This is a genomic window from Paenisporosarcina indica (genome assembly GCF_001939075.1).
GTDB classification, from domain to species: domain Bacteria; phylum Bacillota; class Bacilli; order Bacillales_A; family Planococcaceae; genus Paenisporosarcina; species Paenisporosarcina indica.
This window is the reverse complement of sequence record NZ_MPTA01000004.1, coordinates 103,151-121,172: the sequence shown is the minus strand read 5'-3', so window position 1 is coordinate 121,172 and position 18,022 is coordinate 103,151. Positions and strand designations below refer to the sequence as shown.

Annotated in this window: 20 protein-coding genes, 3 pseudogenes and 1 riboswitch; of the genes and pseudogenes, 15 read left to right on the top strand and 8 right to left on the bottom strand. The window is 37.9% G+C overall.

Annotation, left to right across the window (positions count from 1 at the left end; translation table 11 throughout):
• Positions 1–99: 99 nt before the first annotated feature.
• Positions 100–486: a YobA family protein gene (locus GY23_RS11465; RefSeq protein WP_075619363.1), complete on the top strand. Its 387-nt coding sequence runs from the start codon at positions 100–102 to the stop codon at positions 484–486.
• 107 nt (positions 487–593) lie between these two features.
• A complete protein-coding gene (locus GY23_RS11460) occupies positions 594–1,232 on the top strand; it encodes a pentapeptide repeat-containing protein (protein ID WP_084544118.1) in 639 nt (212 codons plus the stop codon).
• A 57-nt stretch (positions 1,233–1,289) separates the two neighbouring features.
• Here the strand turns inward: GY23_RS11460 and GY23_RS11455 are convergent, their stop codons facing one another.
• Positions 1,290–2,288, bottom strand: coding sequence for an inorganic phosphate transporter (locus GY23_RS11455; RefSeq protein WP_075619361.1), 999 nt, complete (start codon positions 2,286–2,288; stop codon positions 1,290–1,292).
• A 14-nt stretch (positions 2,289–2,302) separates the two neighbouring features.
• On the bottom strand, positions 2,303–2,923 hold the full coding sequence (locus GY23_RS11450; protein ID WP_075619360.1) for a DUF47 domain-containing protein: 621 nt from the start codon (positions 2,921–2,923) through the stop codon (positions 2,303–2,305).
• 310 nt (positions 2,924–3,233) lie between these two features.
• On the opposite strand from GY23_RS11450, the gene GY23_RS17835 reads away from it, so the two are divergent.
• From GY23_RS17835 to GY23_RS11420, 7 genes are all read left to right on the top strand, one after another.
• The gene (locus GY23_RS17835; protein WP_084544117.1) at positions 3,234–3,692 is read left to right on the top strand and encodes a LuxR C-terminal-related transcriptional regulator; all 459 of its coding nucleotides are present in this window, start codon (positions 3,234–3,236) and stop codon (positions 3,690–3,692) included.
• Positions 3,628–3,975: a DUF2087 domain-containing protein gene (locus GY23_RS17830; RefSeq protein WP_084544116.1), complete on the top strand. Its 348-nt coding sequence runs from the start codon at positions 3,628–3,630 to the stop codon at positions 3,973–3,975. The genes GY23_RS17835 and GY23_RS17830 overlap by 65 nt, the downstream gene beginning before the upstream one ends.
• Before the next feature lie 27 nt (positions 3,976–4,002).
• The gene (locus GY23_RS11440; RefSeq protein ID WP_245827649.1) at positions 4,003–4,326 is read left to right on the top strand and encodes a GIY-YIG nuclease family protein; all 324 of its coding nucleotides are present in this window, start codon (positions 4,003–4,005) and stop codon (positions 4,324–4,326) included.
• A 193-nt stretch (positions 4,327–4,519) separates the two neighbouring features.
• Positions 4,520–5,044 carry an NfeD family membrane protein gene (locus tag GY23_RS11435; protein ID WP_084544115.1) on the top strand — a complete coding sequence of 175 codons (525 nt, stop codon included), beginning with the start codon at positions 4,520–4,522 and terminating at the stop codon, positions 5,042–5,044.
• A 17-nt stretch (positions 5,045–5,061) separates the two neighbouring features.
• A complete protein-coding gene (locus tag GY23_RS11430) occupies positions 5,062–6,603 on the top strand; it encodes a flotillin lipid rafts scaffold protein FloT (RefSeq protein ID WP_075619357.1) in 1,542 nt (513 codons plus the stop codon).
• A 524-nt stretch (positions 6,604–7,127) separates the two neighbouring features.
• The gene (locus GY23_RS11425; protein WP_075619356.1) at positions 7,128–7,592 is read left to right on the top strand and encodes an NUDIX hydrolase; all 465 of its coding nucleotides are present in this window, start codon (positions 7,128–7,130) and stop codon (positions 7,590–7,592) included.
• Positions 7,593–7,663: 71 nt separating this feature from the next.
• Positions 7,664–8,155: a PCYCGC motif-containing (lipo)protein gene (locus GY23_RS11420; protein ID WP_075619355.1), complete on the top strand. Its 492-nt coding sequence runs from the start codon at positions 7,664–7,666 to the stop codon at positions 8,153–8,155.
• Positions 8,156–8,197: 42 nt separating this feature from the next.
• Here the strand turns inward: GY23_RS11420 and GY23_RS11415 are convergent, their stop codons facing one another.
• Positions 8,198–8,452: a hypothetical protein gene (locus tag GY23_RS11415; RefSeq protein ID WP_075619354.1), complete on the bottom strand. Its 255-nt coding sequence runs from the start codon at positions 8,450–8,452 to the stop codon at positions 8,198–8,200.
• A 110-nt stretch (positions 8,453–8,562) separates the two neighbouring features.
• Here GY23_RS11415 and GY23_RS11410 point away from each other — a divergent pair, with 110 nt between their 5' ends.
• From GY23_RS11410 to GY23_RS11400, 3 genes are read left to right on the top strand one after another with little or no spacing between them, the layout of a single operon-like run.
• On the top strand, positions 8,563–9,051 hold the full coding sequence (locus GY23_RS11410) for a P-loop NTPase family protein (RefSeq protein WP_084544125.1): 489 nt from the start codon (positions 8,563–8,565) through the stop codon (positions 9,049–9,051).
• 2 nt (positions 9,052–9,053) lie between these two features.
• Positions 9,054–9,713, top strand: a complete 660-nt coding sequence (locus GY23_RS11405; protein WP_075619352.1) for a Dph6-related ATP pyrophosphatase — start codon at positions 9,054–9,056, stop codon at positions 9,711–9,713.
• A gap of 58 nt (positions 9,714–9,771) precedes the next feature.
• Positions 9,772–10,317 carry a GNAT family N-acetyltransferase gene (locus GY23_RS11400; protein ID WP_075619351.1) on the top strand — a complete coding sequence of 182 codons (546 nt, stop codon included), beginning with the start codon at positions 9,772–9,774 and terminating at the stop codon, positions 10,315–10,317.
• A gap of 78 nt (positions 10,318–10,395) precedes the next feature.
• Here GY23_RS11400 and GY23_RS11395 read toward each other — a convergent pair.
• Positions 10,396–11,564 (bottom strand): annotated as a pseudogene (locus GY23_RS11395) (class I SAM-dependent methyltransferase).
• A 113-nt stretch (positions 11,565–11,677) separates the two neighbouring features.
• Between GY23_RS11395 and GY23_RS11390 the strand changes: the two are divergent.
• Positions 11,678–12,301, top strand: a complete 624-nt coding sequence (locus GY23_RS11390; protein WP_169834568.1) for a flavodoxin family protein — start codon at positions 11,678–11,680, stop codon at positions 12,299–12,301.
• Positions 12,302–12,714: 413 nt separating this feature from the next.
• Here GY23_RS11390 and GY23_RS11385 read toward each other — a convergent pair whose 3' ends face one another.
• The 4 genes and pseudogenes from GY23_RS11385 to ribE form a co-directional block, all read right to left on the bottom strand.
• Positions 12,715–13,242, bottom strand: coding sequence for a histidine phosphatase family protein (locus GY23_RS11385; protein WP_075619350.1), 528 nt, complete (start codon positions 13,240–13,242; stop codon positions 12,715–12,717).
• Between the two features lie 86 nt (positions 13,243–13,328).
• Positions 13,329–13,796, bottom strand: a complete 468-nt coding sequence (ribH, locus tag GY23_RS11380) for a 6,7-dimethyl-8-ribityllumazine synthase (RefSeq protein WP_075619349.1) — start codon at positions 13,794–13,796, stop codon at positions 13,329–13,331.
• Between the two features lie 58 nt (positions 13,797–13,854).
• Positions 13,855–14,454: pseudogene (ribB, locus tag GY23_RS11375) on the bottom strand (3,4-dihydroxy-2-butanone-4-phosphate synthase); the annotation flags it as partial.
• A 13-nt stretch (positions 14,455–14,467) separates the two neighbouring features.
• Positions 14,468–15,097, bottom strand: a complete 630-nt coding sequence (ribE, locus tag GY23_RS11370; protein WP_075619347.1) for a riboflavin synthase — start codon at positions 15,095–15,097, stop codon at positions 14,468–14,470.
• Positions 15,098–15,508: 411 nt separating this feature from the next.
• A riboswitch (FMN riboswitch) is annotated at positions 15,509–15,653 on the bottom strand.
• Positions 15,654–15,774: 121 nt separating this feature from the next.
• Here ribE and GY23_RS17825 point away from each other — a divergent pair.
• Both GY23_RS17825 and putP read left to right on the top strand, forming a co-directional pair.
• Positions 15,775–16,083 (top strand): annotated as a pseudogene (locus GY23_RS17825) (AMP-binding enzyme); the annotation flags it as partial.
• A 257-nt stretch (positions 16,084–16,340) separates the two neighbouring features.
• On the top strand, positions 16,341–17,825 hold the full coding sequence (putP, locus tag GY23_RS11360) for a sodium/proline symporter PutP (RefSeq protein ID WP_075619345.1): 1,485 nt from the start codon (positions 16,341–16,343) through the stop codon (positions 17,823–17,825).
• The last annotated feature ends 197 nt before the right edge of the window (positions 17,826–18,022 follow it).

Genomic DNA, 18,022 nt, shown 5'->3' with positions numbered 1-18,022 from the left:
GCGTGCGGGGAAGCGTAAAAATACGCTAAAGAACAGACTTGTTTAATTATAAGCCAATCAAAAAAAGTACATACGAATTAAGCGGGGAGGATGAGTCATATGAAGGGAAACAAAGTAGTCATATTAATTGTGGTAATAGCATTGATTGCCATATCAGCCGTAGTCGGGTCCATTACCTTATTCTTTCAAAATAATGAAACCCAAAGGGGACACGCATCGTCGATCGAAGGAATCGTCGCGAAAAAAGAAAATGCACGAATTTTGGTTATCAGTGGAAAAAATGAAACTGAACTCAAAGGTAAAACTGAAGAAGAAATGCTTGAAGGGGTCAAAGATGCGATATGGTTTTCGTTATCAATTGATCAAACCCAAAGTGTAAGAGAGTTTGATCGAGTACAGGTCAAATACAATCAAATAGAGAAATCCTTTCCGGGAAAAGCAAGTGCGAATAGCATGAAAATATTAAGTGACGAATCTACTGAGTAATGTTGATTCATGTATATATTTGCTGAATTATGGTTGTCTAGGCAGTGAAATCGCCTTACATCGACTTGATCCATGGCTAGTATTTTGACAAGAAGAGGTGCATGAATTTGAAGTTAGATAAGCCGAAAATCCCATCACGACTTGAAAAATTGGATGTTTCGACTCTAATTGAGGTGGAAGAAGAACGATTTATTTCCCGGGGAATGGTGTCGGAATGGAATGTATTTGAGTTACCTGAAAGAAAAATCAGCTTTGATCAAATTCATTTTCATGATGTATCATTTGTCGAAACACGTTTTGAACAAGTGGAATTTATCGATTGTAAATTTGAACGCTGCGATTTGTCTAACGTGGATTTTGGCGATTCTGTGTTTCACCGAGTAGAATTTCACCACTCAAAATTAGTTGGAGCACAATGTTCGCAAAGTCGTTTTGGTCATGTAGTTATGAATGGGTGTGTTGCAAATTATGCTGCTTTTAGCTTTAGTAAATTCAAGCAAGTGAAATTTGAGAACACATCCTTAAATAAAGCGGATTTTTTTGAATGTGCATTTGAAAAGGTGCTATTTAATACATGTGAGTTGGACGGTGTCAACTTCACTGACACTAGTTTAGCAAATATTGATTTAAGTACATGTACATATGAAGACTTGACCGTGACCATTGATAAGTTAGATGGTTGCACTGTTTCGACTGAACAAGCGATTGGGTTTGCTAAATCACTTGGATTGTTGATTAAAGAATAAAAGCTGCCACGCTCATATCTTGAGTGTGGCAGCTTTTTATAGAGGTATTATTTTCAATTAGTAAAATAAATGAAGCACTTGATAAATAATCGCAGCAAGAGCTGCACAGATTGGTAATGTAATAACCCACGTTATAATGATTTTCTTCGCAACGCCCCATTTAACGCCTTTTACGCGTTGAGCAGAACCTACACCCATAATCGCAGAAGAGATAACATGAGTTGTTGATACTGGTAAATGAATCGTCGTTGCACCGAAAATGATCAATGCAGATGACAAGTCGGCAGCTGCCCCGTTAATGGGACGGATTTTCATGATTTTTCCACCGACGGTTTTAATGATTTTATAACCACCGATGGATGTCCCAATCCCCATTGCAAGTGCTGCTGATACACGAACCCACATTTGAATATCATCTGTTGATTGCATTTCAGCAGCAATCAAAGCCATCGTGATAATCCCCATTGCTTTTTGTGCATCATTAGTACCATGCGTGAAAGATTGTAAAGCAGCTGTACCGATTTGGAATATACGGAAGCCTTTATTCGTACGATAAAGATTGTTGTTTTTAAATAATATTTTAAACAATGACATCATCAAGAAACCGACAGCAAGTGCTAAAAAAGGTGAAATCAATAAAGCCTGAAGGATCTTAATGAATCCAGTGTAATTTAGTATCCCTAGCCCTGCCGCGGAAACAGCGGCACCTGCGATTGATCCAATTAAAGCATGAGATGAACTAGATGGAATTCCGAAATACCAAGTGATTAAATTCCATGCAATTGCTGATAAAAGTGCTGCTAAAATAATTAGGGAACCATTTTGTAATGCGAAAGGATCCACAATATCTTTTGTAATTGTTTTCGCAACTCCGGTAAATGTCAGTGCTCCAATGAAGTTCATGACAGCTGCAAGCAATACTGCAACTCGTGGTGGAAGAGCACGTGTTGAAACAGATGTCGCTATTGCATTTGCCGTATCATGAAAGCCGTTAATGAAGTCAAATCCTAGTGCGAAAATGACAACAAGAATCGTTAATATAAGTATTGCATCCATATCTAAATTCGCCCCTATGCATTACGCATGATGATTGTCTCAATCGTGTTTGCCACGTTTTGAGCGTAATCTGCGATGTCTTCAAGCTGTTCGTAAATGTCTTTGAACTGAATGATACGAATTGGATCTTTTTCTTTTAAGAAAAGCTGTTTAATGGAAGTACGCAATACTTCATCACATTTACGTTCGTATTCTTTAATCAATACGGCATGTTCACGCATCTGAAGAAGTTTTTTGTTTGCTAGTAATTCCATAGCTTTAACGATTTCGTCTGTACTTTTCACTATATAATGTAAAAAAGTGCGCATAGAGTCGTCAATTTCAATCAATGAATACATTTCAAGATACGCTGCGAAAGCTTCAACGCCATCTAAAATATCATCCATTTTATTGGCTAAATAAAGTATATCTTCACGTTCGATTGGCGTCATGAATGATTTGTTTAATTTTGTAATCAAATCATGAATTAATTTGTCGCCTTCCGTTTCATAATTCTTTAATTTAATACTTAGTTCTTTTAAATCTGGAACGGTTTTAATTTTAAAATCATCTGCATAATGCGTCGCTTCTTTCACGATCTCTGCGATGTTGAGTAAAGAAGTGAAAAAAGGATCTTGTTTTTTTGGACTAAACATAGAAAGCCTCCTGGACTTTAAATAGAATTGGTTATTCAAATAACCTCAAACATCATATCAAAACCTTTAGGAAATAAAAACATATTTTACATTACCCACTTAAACTTTACACTGCTGTAACATTAGGATTCCTAAATCATGCAACCTTTAATTATTACTATAGTAAATACTCATATTATTACGACTATTCAATCTCTAGTCTTTGAATATATAATACCCATCTTGAATGAAACGCTAACCTTTATTATTTAGTAGATATAATGTTATAATGTTTACATAAAGGTAAACATAAAAAGAGGGTGTCTACAAAATGAATTTATTTGACTCAACGTTAAGTGAAATAAAAAATGGTTATACCGAAAGCGGTAAGGCTTTTACATGCTTACTATGTGGAAAGTCAATTGAAAAAGGCATGGTATATCAACGAGAAAAACAATTTTTTGAGGCATATAAATTTATCCAACTGCATATTGAAGAAAAACATGGTTCTGTATTTTCCTACTTAATAGAACAAGATAAAGAGATTACAGGATTATCGGAACAGCATAAAGCTGTGATGCAACAAATGTTTGAAGGTAAATCCGATCGTGAAATTCAGGAAGTGCTCCAAATAGGCAGTGCATCAACAGTACGCAATCATCGTTTTTCATTGAAAAAGAAGGAAAAACAAGCGAAGGTGCTACTAACATTAATGAGCTTCATTAATGAGCTTGATCGAGGAAGAACAAACAGCTCGAAGCCATCCGAAAGAGGAAATTGTTTTATATGAAAAACCATTCACCATTACTGATACAGAATATCAAGCTGTAATAGCGAAAAACTTTGAAGATGGGAAACTTAAAACATTTAAATTACAGGAAAAACATCGATTTATTGTTCTATGTGAACTCGTGAAAAAATTTGTATTTGGAAAAATCTATAAAGAAAAAGAAGTGAACGAATTAATTAAGGAAGCGTTTGATGACCATACATTTGTTAGACGATATTTAATTATGTATCACTTCTTGGTACGTGAAACGGATGGTTCTGCTTATTGGAGAAAGGAAGAATAAATTGGGGAAAATACTCGAAAGAAAGAATTGAAACAACAAGCAAAAGAAGAGTATCCAATAGCTGGGGTACTACTAGTAACAAATACCAAAAATGGCAAAGTATATATAGAAGCTATGAATAATATAAAGCGTTTAAATGGATTATTGTTTCAATTGAAATTCGGAACATTATTGAATAAAGACTTAATAAATGATTGGAATTCATTTGGAGAAGAGTCATTTACATTCGAAGTGTTGGAATCCTTCAAAACAGAAGGGAAATCTACCTACCAAGTTAAGTCGGAACTGTCGCAAGCTAAAGAGAAATGGCTAACTGAAAAACAACCTTACGGGGAACTCGGTTATAATTGATGAACAAGCACATGTGTAGACTCTTAGTTAGAGTGACATATGTGCTTTTGTATTGTAAGTGTAATTTCTTACATATACTCAGCCTAGAAAAAGTTCCATCAAAAAAATATTTAATTGAAAAATGAAACTTTTCTTATATTGGTTCGTAACTACTAGTAATCACTAAAGAATTGCTGAAATGGGAGTGACTGTCATGTCGGTAGAACAAATTTATTTGTATGTATTACTGATAGTGGGTGCTGCAACCATCCTGTATGTTTTCTTCGGGGATGTCGTAGAAGGAATCGGAGAAGGTATACCATTTTTAAATCCGGCCATTCTGTTAGCTTTCGTTACACTTACCTCTGCTACTGGGTATGTGCTGGAAGTATTAACAAACTGGAATAGTTTTTTAGTTTTAGCTGCTAGTGTTGTAGTTGGTCTTATTGTAGATATTCTGTTATATTTTTTCGTCTTACTCCCCATGTCATCAGCAGAAGTTTCGTTAGCCTATACAGATGAGTCTTTAGCCGGAAAAGTAGCAAAAGTCATTACCCCGATTCCATCAAATGGATTTGGCGAAATTGTCATTGATTCAGTAAGTGGTTTGTTGCATAAACGGGCGACTGGTTACGATAATGAGGATATCGACTATGGCAAAGAAGTTTTAGTGATTGATGTAAAAGAAGGTACGTTTTTAGTTCGAGAATATGAAGCCTTTGATTTCAATAAAAAGTAGAAAATGGGGGAATGAACATGCAATTAGGAATTTGGGTTATTGTAGGAATTGTTGCATTCGTATTATTGGCGATTATTGGAGTTTTTATTACAAAGTACAGAACAGTAGGTCCAGATGAAGCACTTATCGTAACAGGTAGTTATCTAGGCTCCAAAACCGTGCATACAGATGATTCTGGAAATCGAATTAAAATTATTCGTGGTGGAGGTACATTCTTACTTCCTATATTCCAGCAAGCAGCACCACTTAGTTTGTTATCAAGTAAATTAGAAGTAACCACACCTGAAGTGTATACAGAGCAAGGCGTTCCGGTTATGGCAGATGGAACCGCGATTATCAAAATTGGCGGATCAATTTCAGAAATCGCAACTGCCGCTGAGCAATTTTTAGGGAAGTCAAAAGAAGATCGTGAAAATGAAGCAAAAGAAGTGTTGGAAGGCCACCTACGATCAATTTTAGGTTCTATGACTGTAGAAGAAATTTACAAGAATCGAGATAAATTCTCGCAGGAAGTACAACGCGTTGCATCTCAAGATCTAGCGAAAATGGGACTTATTATCGTGTCATTTACAATAAAAGATGTGCGAGATAAAAATGGATACTTGGATTCTCTAGGTAAACCGCGTATCGCACAAGTCAAACGTGACGCAGACATTGCCACAGCTGAAGCAGACAAGGAAACACGAATTAAGCGAGCTGAAGCGGCAAAAGAAGCACAGCAATCCGAAATTGAACGTGCCACAGAAATTGCCGCAGCAGAAAAAGAAAATCTTTTGAAGGTAGCTGAATATCGTCGTGAGCAGGATGTTGCCAAGGCTCGTGCTGACCAAGCCTACGAGCTTCAGACAGCGGTTTCCAAACAAGAAGTAATGGAACAGGAAATGCAAATTAAAATTATTGAGCGGCAGAAACAAATTGAACTTGAAGAAAAAGAAATTTTGCGTCGTGAAAAACAATACGATTCTGAAGTGAAAAAGAAAGCAGATGCAGATCGTTATGCAATTGAACAAAATGCAGCTGCTGCGAAATCCCGTGTAATCGCTGAATCGGATGCAGAAAAATACAGAATCGAAGCAAGAGCCAAAGCCGATGCGGAAAGTGTACGACTTGATGGTTTAGCTAAAGCTGACTCTGAGCGTGCACAAGGGGTAACAGAAGCGGATATTATTCGTCTGAAAGGTCTAGCTGAAGCGGAAGCGAAACAAAAGCTTGCGGAAGCATTTGAACATTATGGTCAAGCTGCAGTTCTTGATATGATCGTTCGCATGATGCCTGAATATGCAAAACAAATTGCGAGCCCATTAGCAAATATCGACAAAATTACGGTTGTTGATACTGGCGGCGGCGAAGGTGGCGGTGCAAATAAGGTTACTTCATATGCAACTAATCTGATGGCCACTTTACAAGAAACGTTAAAAGCATCTTCGGGAATCGATGTCAAAGAAATGTTGGAAAATTTCTCTGGCAAGTCCACGATTCGCCCAACTTTAGACCGGATCTCTTACCAAATGGAAGATAAGGAAAAAGAAGAAAAGAAAGATAATCGCTTGCCACTTTAATGACGAAAGCTCTCCAATAATTTGGAGAGCTTTTTCATGGGGAATTAAGCGGAATAGAGAAGAATTCAAATAATTGCGATGATTAATAATGACAAAAGAATTGAAAGAAGATACAGTTATATGTATAAGAACGTCAAGCGTGGAGGTACCTAAGACACTTACACGGGAACAGGTTAAAGACATAAAAGAAAAGCCATCTTTACACCGTTCAGATATTGGTCATGCCGAAGAGTGGATTCGATATTCCCATTTATCTTAGAAGATCATCATGAACGTTATGATGGAAAAGGTATCTACACGGATTAAAGGGGATGAAATTTCACTGGAAGCATCTATTGTATAAGTGGTAGATTCATTCGATGCGATGACAACAAACCGTATTTATCGAAATAATTTTCCGGTTTAATCCAATTGTAGTGGATGCATTCCTGAAATTATTACATGAACAAAAATTTAAATGGCATTAAAGAGGAAGGCTTGGTGCAAACCAGGCTTCTTCTTTGCTATTGGAGGATTTTATTAAGATGAACTACATAAAAACGATGAGAAAGTTGATAGGTAATGAACCACTGTTAACTGTGGGATGTGGCGTGATTATCGAAAAAGACAATCAAATCTTATTGCAACATCGAACAGATGCAGATGTATGGTGCATTCCAGGCGGTGTATTAGAATTAGGAGAAAAAGTTGAAGATGCTGCAAGGAGAGAAGCTGAAGAAGAAACCGGTTTAGTTATTGGGAATTTAGATTTTTTCGGTGTATATTCTGGGCAAGAAGGATTTGCAAAATATGCAAATGGTAATCAGGTATATAGTATCCAGCTAATTTTTATAACATCTGAAGTCACGGGGAAACTCATTCAAAAAAGCGAAGAAACACGTGCACATGCCTACTTCGATAAGCAAAATTTGCCACCTAATCTAAATTCACACCAACAACGATTTATCATGGACTGGGTTTATCAAGAACAAACACCTATTATTAAATAGGCTATTTCCATTGAGGACAAATTATCAAAGGGCTGATTTCACTGAAGTCAGTGTGTTGGAGGAGTATTTAAATGAAAATAAAGTGGTTTATTATGTTATGTATTAGTGCATTATTGATCGCAGGTTGTTCAAGCAAAGAAAATGAACATGACGGACATGATGAAGGACATCAAGCACATACACCAAATGTGGATTTACAGGAACAAACTGCATCTGCTGATGTACTGCCTTCATTCTTGGAGAATCAAACCGAAGAAATGAAACTGGTGTATCAGGCAGCTGGGAAAGCACACGAAATATTGGAATGGATGCCTTGCTATTGTGGTTGTGGGGAAAGTGCTGGACATACGAGTAACAAGAACTGTTTTATCGATAAAGTAAATGAAAATGGTTCGATTATTTGGGATGATCATGGGACGCGTTGCCAAGTTTGTGTACAGATTGCAATTCAATCCATCCAAATGACACAAGAAGGTAAGTCGTTGAAGGAGATTCGTGAGTTTATCGATCAAACTTACAATGAAGGCTTTGCCGCGCCAACGAACACCCCGATGCCAGCATAAATGGTAAAAACCGCACAAGAGAAAAGAATTCTCAGTACGGAATTAAGATTTGATAGTATAAAAAGCTACAATTAATAATGTAACGATGAGCGTATTCAATAAGTAGTATGTTTTTCGTGAAATTTGTCTGTCAAAATATAATGAACGATCGACCAAATTATAACTGACTACCATGATCAAAATGAGGAAAATAAAAGATGCCAATGTAGGCATATCGTAAAGATATTTATTAATCAATCGGACTACAATCAGCGAAATCGACATGATTATACCGTATACAACACGTTTTAATTCCATAGTTTTGCCCCTTTCCTAAACACAAGTATAACAACTATAGATAAAGATGTAAGGAGGATAAAATATGAAACAAGTTGTAGGAAATGGTGATAACCAGATTGAGTGGGCAAATGAATAAAATTCGTATTATTGGACCTGTAGGAAGTGGCAAGACAACACTTGCGAAAAAGCTGTCAAGACAAAAAGGAATTCCTATGTATTCTTTGGATGAAGTCGTGTGGACAAGGAGTTTTGGTGAAGACCTACGAAACACTGAAGAAGTACGAAATGCCAAGTTAGATTCGATATTAAGCCAACCTTCCTGGATTATCGAAGGGGCACATCTGGGTTGGTCAATGAAAACGTTTGATCAAGCCGATCAAATCCTTTTTTTAAACCCTAAAATATACGTCAGAGTCTATCGAATCACACGAAGATTTATATTACAAAAAAGAGGGATTGAGAAATCGAGTTATACCCCAACTTGGCTAATATACAGTCGAATGTTCAAGTGGACCTATCAATATGAAACTATTTATAAAAAGCAAGTCCGTGTGATTTTGAAAGCCTCCAATATAGAAGCAAAAGAAATACGCAATGGCTCGGAAGTGGGAGTGTAAAAATGAAAAACAAAAACTTTGTTGCTTCATGGAGTGGTGGGAAAGATTCTGCTATGGCTTATTACCGAGCGGTTCAGGCAGGAATGGCACCGAAACGATTACTCACAATGTTTCAAGAAGATGGGGAAGTTTCAAAGTCACATGCCTTACCATTTGCAGTAGTACAAGCCCAGGCAGTTCGTTTAAATGTACCATTAATGATTCGTGGAGCGGGATGGGACGATTACGAGGAAAAGTTTATACATGCTATGGACGAATGCAAAGAAGCGGGCATCACGCATGGAGTCTTCGGTGATATCGATTTAATTGGACACTTGGAATGGGTACAAAAAACGTGTGCGAAATCGGATATTATTCCGATTCATCCACTATGGCAAGAACCACGTCGCTCTATATTGGAAGAATTACTAGCAGTAGGATTTGAAGCGGTGATTGTCGTTGTAAATACAACCATGATGCCTGGAGAATATATAGGGCGAACATTTACACAAGAATTGATGGATGAGTTAGAAGGACTCGGAATCGACTCATGTGGAGAAAACGGAGAATTCCATACAGTAGTTGTCGACGGACCCATTTTTTCATCTCGCGTACCTTTAGTATTTGGAGATGTTCGTGAGAATGGGGGATTCGTGTTCTTAACAGTTGAATTACGAAGTTGATTAGGTTGTAAAAGATATCATCTTGATTATTGTGATAAGGGTAAGAGGTGGGTTAGTTGTGCTTAATATTGACGTAAGAAGACCTGGAACTGAGGACAGGGCAGAGCTACATGAATTTTTTAGAATGGTGATAACCGATACTTTTTTAAAAGAAGGCATTGGGGACAAGTGGAATGATATAGAAGAAGAAATCAAATCAAAGAAAGTCTATCTAGAAAACGATTTAGTAAGTGATGGAGAAAACCGTTATTTTCTGATTGCATCGGATGGGGATAAAATAATTGGGTCAATCGAATACGGTCCAGCAAGTGAGCTGATCTGTCAGTGTTCGAATCATGAAATAAAATACCTGAATGAGGTAGGCACAGTGTTTGTTCATCCAGACTTCCAAGGTCTAGGGGTAGGTAATTACCTATTACATAACATGTATACGGCTATGCAGAGTAAGGGCATCGAAGAGTTTTGTTTAGATAGTGGATATACGCGTGCTCAAGAAATTTGGAAAAAGAAATTTGGTACGCCTAATTATTTGTTAAAGAATTATTGGGATGAAGGGTATCATCATATGATTTGGAGAATCAAGGTCAATGATGTATTAATATGACTCACATTTTATAGCAAAATAAAATAACCGGCCAGTCGTGCATCTTTGGCCGGTTATTTCAGCTAGTTTCAAGATTCCTTAAAACGTCTCTAAATAACCTTTTAATTCATTCTCCAAAAATGGTTTAGCATGTAAGAAGTTTACAAACTCACGGTATTTGGACTGTTCTTCAGATGTCGGTTTTTTTCCTGTAAAATAAGCGCGAATCAGGATGTTTTTTGGCGTATTTTCAATCTCAATAAACTCGAGTAATTTGGCTTCATACCCTACGAGTTTCAATAATTCAGCTCGGATTGAATCTGTTGCAAGGGCAGCAAAACGTTCTTTCACAAGACCGTGTTGTAACATAAGATCGAGAGAAGGACTATTGAGTTGCGTATTTAATTCGTGCTGACAGCAAGGTACGCTTAAGATTACTTTCGCACCCCATTTTACGGCACGTGCTAATGCCATATCTGTCGCCACGTCACATGCATGTAGCGTAACGACCATATCTACCGAAGTCTCTTCGTTATAGTCATTAATGTCACCCACTAGAAACTCCAGTTGATCATACTGCAAATCATCAGCAATTTGCTGGCACTCTTCAATCACTTCTTTTTTCAAATCCAGTCCAGTTACGCGGATATCCAAGCCTTTTTCGATACGTAAATAATGATAGAGTGCAAATGTTAAATAAGATTTACCGGATCCGAAATCCAATATTCGAACTGGACGGTCTTTTGGTAAATAATCAAGTGCATCATCAATAAACTCGATAAAACGATTGATTTGACGGAATTTGTCATGCTTTTGTTTTTTACTTTGCCATCTGGTGTTTGGACACCTAAACGAACCAGGAATGGATACGCTGTATCTTCATCCAATAGATAATTCTTCTTTCGGTTATGTGAAAGATTCGCAATTTTTTTTGATGTGACACGATCTGATTTCCACAACACTTTGAACTTCTTGGAAAGCTGAATATGTACCTTTTCTTGCTGGAAATCGGCTTGCACTTGACGGAATTGTTGCAGCAGGTTGTTTAGTTTATCACTGACCGATTCAAGTTCGATGTTCTCATGTTTTAATACACGTTCGTATTGATATTCAAATTGAATGTGGTAGTCGCCTTTAATTTCAACAGGCTTTAACTTCACACGCTTGATTTCATCAGATTTTGCACGCGGTTGGCTAATAGTCGCCGCTATTAATTGCTTGTCATGAATCAATTTCGTTAGCTGTTCATGCATTTCTTGGTATTCCATAAAAATCGCCTTCTTTTCCTGAGGTTCTTTCCGTCATTTTAGCATATTGTTCGTGTGATTACTTTTTCTGTAGTTGGGAATAGAGAGAGTAACGATGTTGAAGGAGTGGTTGAATGTTGAAGTTAAAAGCAGTTTTCTTGAATACATCTTTAAAGAGTTCCAACGAAAGGTCTAACACAGAAGCTTTGATGCAAGAAGTCCAATCGATTTATCAAGAAAAAGGTGTTGAATCGGAAATCCTCAAACTGGCCGATTATAACATTGCACTTGGTGTTGAAGAAGATATGGGGAATGGAGATGAGTGGCCAAGGATTTTCGAAAAAGTCATGGCCTCGGATATCGTGATTATTGGCACCCCTTTATGGCTTGGTGAAAAGAGCAGTCTCGCAACACAAGCCATAGAACGTCTATACGGAAGTAGCAGCAAAACAAATGATAAAGGGCAAGCCGTCTTCTATAACAAGGTTGGTGGAGTTGTAGTTACTGGAAATGAAGATGGTGCGAAACACGCTTCTGCATCCATACTGTATAGCTTATCTCACATTGGGTTTGTCATACCGCCAAATGTTGATGCGTATTGGGTAGGGGAAGCGGGTCCAGGTCCTTCTTACATCGAAGCTGGAAAAGACAATGATTTTACAAAGAGTCACGTTCGCATGCTAGCGAATAACACGATTCACCTAGCTAGGATGTTAAAAAACACACCGATACCTTCTGAAGGGAATACGTTAGATTAATGGATTAGGGACGCAATCTTGAATCATTTGTGTGTGCTGATTTTACGTTTTCATCTATAAGTGCGAAATCAACATGAAATTTCTTTATGGTCGGTCGAAATTTCATCTTCGACCGACCATTCGATAAAGGAAGTCATCTATTCTAGTTGCCAATATCAAAATCATTATTTATATTGAGGGAACAAGGAAGCAACGGATGCTCTAAGTGCTGCAGGGTGATTTGAAATAAGAGAGGTGGGTGTTATGTGACGAATTCACATAGCACCCACCTCTTTGTTCTATAAATTATGGTGCAGCATTCAGGTATTCATAGTGACCTGAGAACATGGGTGTGACAGCGATCATTATCAGTTTTCAATCACAATAAAGGACCTGACGTCATTTTGTAAGGTTTTCTTATTGTGTGCCCTTTACTAATTCCAAATGCGTGTGATTGTCGAACTCTGCGGACCAATAGTAACTCTATAAATGTCTGGATTGACCAGTGATTTCCACTCTTGAAAACCAATGGAACTATCAAAGTGTTTCAGGATTAGACCCATTAGGTTTCCATGTGTAACAAGTATAGAATTGTTCGATGCTGCATCCACTACTTCAATGGCACGGGTAGTAGCTTCACGGCTAGATTCGCCGCCTGACAGTGTTAAGTCGAAGTCCTCGAACGTTTCTTCAAGAAGATCAAGCCAATTAGGTAAGTCGGAAGTGCTTAGTATACGTTCCGATAAACGCTTGTCGACGAAAAGCGAAAGATCCTTTTGTTGAGCTGTTGGCAGGATCGAATGCTGTGCTCTAGTAAAGGGGCTGGATATGATATGGCTGATCTTGATAGTTTTGAAGAAAGAAGCAAGTTCTTGTGCTTGTTGACGACCCGATTCGGTGAGTTCGGCTTCTGGTGATTGTCCTGTTGCTGAACAATGCCGTACGATATATAACGTTTTCATCCAATCATCACTCCCTTATTGAAGAGTTTAACCTAACTCTAGTAACATGTAAAAAACCCTGAAGCTAGATGCTCCAGGGAGATGGATTATGCGAATTTTTTCATTAAGTTAGCCATTTCAATTGCATTGGTCGCCGTTTCCCAACCTTTGTTTCCAGCTTTTGTGCCGGCACGTTCGATTGCTTGCTCGATCGTATCAGTCGTCAATACGCCAAATATAACAGGGATATCATATTGGTAGCCTGCATTGGCCACGCCTTTTGCTGCTTCGTTGCAGACAAAGTCAAAATGAGGTGTTGAACCACGAATGACAGTTCCGAGTGTAATTACGGCATCGTATTTTTTTGACGCTGCCATTTGTTTTGCGACCAAGGGAATTTCAAACGCACCAGGCACCCAAGCGATGGTTACATTAGCATCATCGACTCCATGTCGTTTAAGTGCATCTTCAGCGCCGCTTAATAGTTTACTCGTAATGAATTCATTAAATCGTCCAACCACGATTCCTATTTTTAAATCGGCTCCGATTAAATAACCTTCTAAATGTGTAGTCATAATATAAGCTCCTCTTTACTCTATAGTTTGTATAAATGGTCTAACTTGATAATTAAGCTTGTTTTTTCTTGTATGCAATCAATTCGGCAATTGTTAATATGCCCATATTTAAGCGTTTCGCAATAATGAACAGGTCATCAAGTCTTGCCATTGTCCCGTCTTCATTCATAATTTCACAAATGACGCCCGCTGGGGAAGACCCTGCGAGTAATGCTAGGTCAACAGCTGCTTCTGTATGACCTGGGCGTTCGAGAACACCGCCTCTTTTTGCAATCAACGGAAAGACATGGCCAGGGCGTTTAAAATCAGTTGCAATTGATTCAATATTTGTCATTTGAGTGATGGTATGTGAACGTTCAAAGGCGCTTATTCCAGTCGTTGTATCTTTATGGTCAACACTGATTGTAAACGCCGTGCTTAAAGGATCTGTACTATGGTCTGTCATTAAACTAATGTCCAATTTTCGAGCAATTTCTTCTGCCACTGGTACGCAGATTAGGCCTTTACCTTCTGTTGCCATTAGATTAATGATTTGTGGTGAGGCATATTCTGCAAGAGCGACAAAGTCTCCCTCATTTTCTCGGTTTTCATCATCGACGACAATGATTGTTTGTCCTTTTGCCAATACTGCCACTGCTTCTTCTACGGTGTAAAACATAAGAAACCTCCTATTAAAAACCTTGTTCTTGCAACCATTCTTTTGACATGTTGGATCTCGATGTCTGCATACGTTCTGTATATTTTGCTAACATATCACATTCTATATTTACCTTTTGTCCAAGCCCTTTATTCCCAATCAACGAATCATATTGTGTGGTTGGAATTAATGAAATCGTAATGGATGATCGATCCATATCAAAAATAGTGAGAGAGGTACCATCTACTGCAACAGAACCTTTTATCATCATATATTTCATTAGTTTGGCATCGATCTCAATCTTTTTAGTGATGGCATTGGTTTCTTTTTTGATTGAACGAATAACGCCAATCCCATCGACGTGTCCACTGACAAAGTGACCACCGAAGCGTCCATTTGCAGCCATCGCTCTTTCTAGATTGACACTGGACTTAGACGAAAGCTCGGCAAGCGTTGTAGATTTAAACGTTTCGGGAATGACATCGACAACAAACGTTTCATTTGTAAAAGAAGAAACAGTTAAACATACACCATTTACCGAGATACTATCGCCTCTTTTCACATCATCTAGAACCGTTTTAGCACGTATGGTCATTTCCAGTGCATGTGGTTTTCGTTGAATTGAAGTGACGGTACCTACTTCTTCAATGATTCCTGTAAACAAGCTATAATCATCCTCCTATTGAAAAGAACAGTAATGCGGGTATTTGTTTATACGGATAGACAGACATGGGTCATGCGTTTGTTCACGATTAATTAAAATATTTACATGTGTAGAAAATGAGATATTGGGTATAATCCACCTTGGGGCAATTAGGTGGGAGGGAAGGGTGTTGTTATATGCATTTACAGACATACTTAAAAAAACTTGTCTCTTTAGTTAAAGACAAAGTGATTTTGAATTAGCGGCACGAAAAATACATATAGATTCCCTAATATGTAAAATTCAATTTCCTTTTAATGAATTCTTTATCCAATTTTCGGCAATCCATTAGCGATGCCGGTGCGGTAAAGGACCTCCTTTCGAATTTACTTACCGAAAAAAGGAAGTTTGAGCATAGCAAATAAGCCACTCTATATTCTTCTCCCATCCAGACTATACTGTCGGTGTTGGATTCTCACCAACTCCACCGCTACTTTTTCAAGCACCGGGTCACGGACTTACAAATCTACATTTGCTCACCGCCGGTAAGGAATTTCACCTTGCCCCGAAGAATATAAAGGTACTATTTGATTTTTTTATAATAGCACAATGAGCATGAAATGATAGTAAAATGAATCACTTGGAAATTATAACGATATATGCAATCAGGAAACTATCTATTTTTAAAAAGTGATCCGGGCAATATTGCAGTCTTAGACGAAGGCTACTTAGACATCACTGGACGCATAAAGGATATGGTAATCCGTGGTGGAGAAAATGTGTATCCTCGAGAAATTGAAGAATTCTTATATCAACATCAGAGTATTAAATGTACAAATAGTTGGCGTGCTTGATCAAAGTTCGGAGTAGAGCTAATGGCTTGGATTATTGCTAAGGAAGGTGAGGTTCTTAGCGCTGAAGAAATACATGCGTATTGTAAAGGGAGAATATCACATCATAAAATACCACGATATATTGAATTTACAACATCATATCCAATCTGTTGAAAGAACGGGCGTACAGTCATGAGTAAGCTTATTTTAGTTAGAAATGTAAAAGAAATGGACGTAAACATTAAGGGAATGTACCACTCCCAAAAAACGTTGAGAATTTGTCGTATTTCCCAGGAAATATGAAAACGCTGTCAAACGCTGGAAATATACTGTTTCAGTCACATTATTTCTAAAAAAAAACTCGTTCTTCTTAATTATGCATGTTATGATATCAAAGAAATATGCACAATATACACAAAGGAGGAATAAATATGTCGGATTATGTCTATCAATTAATTGCTATTATTATTTATATGGCTGCCATGCTATATATTGGGTATTACTCATATAAAAAAACAGCAAACCTTACAGATTATATGTTAGGTGGACGTTCTTTAGGGCCTGCAGTTACAGCATTAAGTGCTGGAGCGGCGGATATGTCTGGCTGGTTATTAATGGGGCTGCCAGGAGCAATTTATGCAACAGGTTTAGTGGAAGCATGGATTGCAGTTGGTTTAACAGTAGGAGCATATTTAAACTGGTTGCTGGTTGCACCACGTTTACGTGTGTATTCACAAGTTTCGAATGATTCCATCACGATTCCAAGTTTCTTGGAAAACCGCTTAAAAGATACATCACGCTTATTGCGAGTTGTTTCGGGAATCATCATCTTGGTATTCTTTACGTTTTATGTATCATCTGGAATGGTTGCAGGGGGCGTCTTCTTTGACGAGTCATTCGGTCTTGACTACCACACAGGGCTTGTGATTGTCTCTGCAGTAGTTGTTGCCTACACACTGTTTGGTGGATTCCTTGCAGTAAGTTACACGGATGTTGTTCAAGGATTAATCATGTTCTTGGCATTGATCTTAGTACCAATTATCGGTCTTTTTGCAGTAGGTGGATTGGATGGAGCGGCAGAAAGCATTCGTGCTGTTGATCCTTCACGATTGAGTTTTGTTGAAGGTGCGTCTGTACTGGGTGTATTATCGGCAGTGGCATGGGGTCTTGGTTATTTTGGTCAACCACATATCATTGTTCGCTTTATGGCAATCAGTTCAGTAAAAGAAACAAAACAAGCACGTCGAATCGGAATTGGTTGGATGGCTTTGAGTTTAATTGGTGCAATTGCAACAGGTTTGATTGGTATCGCTTATTATCAGCAAAATGTTGGGGATTCCCTGAGTGATCCTGAAGCAGTCTTTATTGCGTTAGGACAAGTTATTTTCCATCCATTTATTGCTGGTATTATGTTGGCAGCTGTTTTGGCAGCTGTAATGAGTACGATTTCTTCTCAATTGATTGTTACATCTTCAGCATTAGTTGAAGACTTGTACAAAGCTGTAATTAAGAAAGATGGCACAGATAAGCATTTTGTATTGTTGGGACGTATTGCAGTTTTATTCGTTTCGTTAATTGCCCTGTTCATAGCATGGGAGCAAAACTCGTCAATCTTAGACTTGGTTGCATATGCTTGGGCTGGTTTTGGAGCAGCATTCGGTCCAGTTATCTTGCTTTCATTGTTCTGGAGAAAACTTACTACTTGGGGTGCATTGTCAGCTATGATCGTCGGTGCTGTCACAGTAGTTATTTGGGGTAATAACGATACCCTTAAAGACTTTATGTATGAAATTGTTCCAGGATTTGTCCTCAGTTTAATCGTAGCGGTAGTCGTAAGTCTAATTACGTACCGTAAAAACGATGAAATTGAAAGTGAATTTGACGAAACATTGGTATTGCTAAAAAAAGATCGATAATATAACTAAGCCCACAGTTCTCATACTGTGGGCTTTTTTATATAAGTATAAAATTTGAGACTACCAAGCTTTTCCTAACCTAAAAAGAAGGCACTGAAAAAATTCCCCATTATAGATATGTCTTTCCTATAGTAACGCTTCGACGATTTGTGGACACGATGATTTCCAATCAAGATTCATTAAGCCTTAGCCCATTT

Bases quoted from the DNA above. Each gene is read 5' to 3' on its own strand.
- GY23_RS11430 (WP_075619357.1), top strand. From the start codon at position 5,062: ATGCAATTAGGAATTTGGGTTATTGTAGGAATTGTTGCATTCGTATTA.
- GY23_RS11415 (WP_075619354.1), bottom strand. From the start codon at position 8,452: ATGGAATTAAAACGTGTTGTATACGGTATAATCATGTCGATTTCGCTG.
- GY23_RS17835 (WP_084544117.1), top strand. From the start codon at position 3,234: ATGAATTTATTTGACTCAACGTTAAGTGAAATAAAAAATGGTTATACC.
- putP (WP_075619345.1), top strand. From the start codon at position 16,341: ATGTCGGATTATGTCTATCAATTAATTGCTATTATTATTTATATGGCT.
- GY23_RS11425 (WP_075619356.1), top strand. From the start codon at position 7,128: ATGAACTACATAAAAACGATGAGAAAGTTGATAGGTAATGAACCACTG.
- GY23_RS11450 (WP_075619360.1), bottom strand. From the start codon at position 2,923: ATGTTTAGTCCAAAAAAACAAGATCCTTTTTTCACTTCTTTACTCAAC.
- GY23_RS11410 (WP_084544125.1), top strand. From the start codon at position 8,563: ATGAATAAAATTCGTATTATTGGACCTGTAGGAAGTGGCAAGACAACA.
- GY23_RS11455 (WP_075619361.1), bottom strand. From the start codon at position 2,288: ATGGATGCAATACTTATATTAACGATTCTTGTTGTCATTTTCGCACTA.
- GY23_RS11390 (WP_169834568.1), top strand. From the start codon at position 11,678: ATGTTGAAGTTAAAAGCAGTTTTCTTGAATACATCTTTAAAGAGTTCC.
- GY23_RS17830 (WP_084544116.1), top strand. From the start codon at position 3,628: ATGAGCTTGATCGAGGAAGAACAAACAGCTCGAAGCCATCCGAAAGAG.
- ribH (WP_075619349.1), bottom strand. From the start codon at position 13,796: ATGACTACACATTTAGAAGGTTATTTAATCGGAGCCGATTTAAAAATA.
- GY23_RS11465 (WP_075619363.1), top strand. From the start codon at position 100: ATGAAGGGAAACAAAGTAGTCATATTAATTGTGGTAATAGCATTGATT.
- GY23_RS11385 (WP_075619350.1), bottom strand. From the start codon at position 13,242: ATGAAAACGTTATATATCGTACGGCATTGTTCAGCAACAGGACAATCA.
- GY23_RS11420 (WP_075619355.1), top strand. From the start codon at position 7,664: ATGAAAATAAAGTGGTTTATTATGTTATGTATTAGTGCATTATTGATC.
- GY23_RS11435 (WP_084544115.1), top strand. From the start codon at position 4,520: ATGTCGGTAGAACAAATTTATTTGTATGTATTACTGATAGTGGGTGCT.
- GY23_RS11405 (WP_075619352.1), top strand. From the start codon at position 9,054: ATGAAAAACAAAAACTTTGTTGCTTCATGGAGTGGTGGGAAAGATTCT.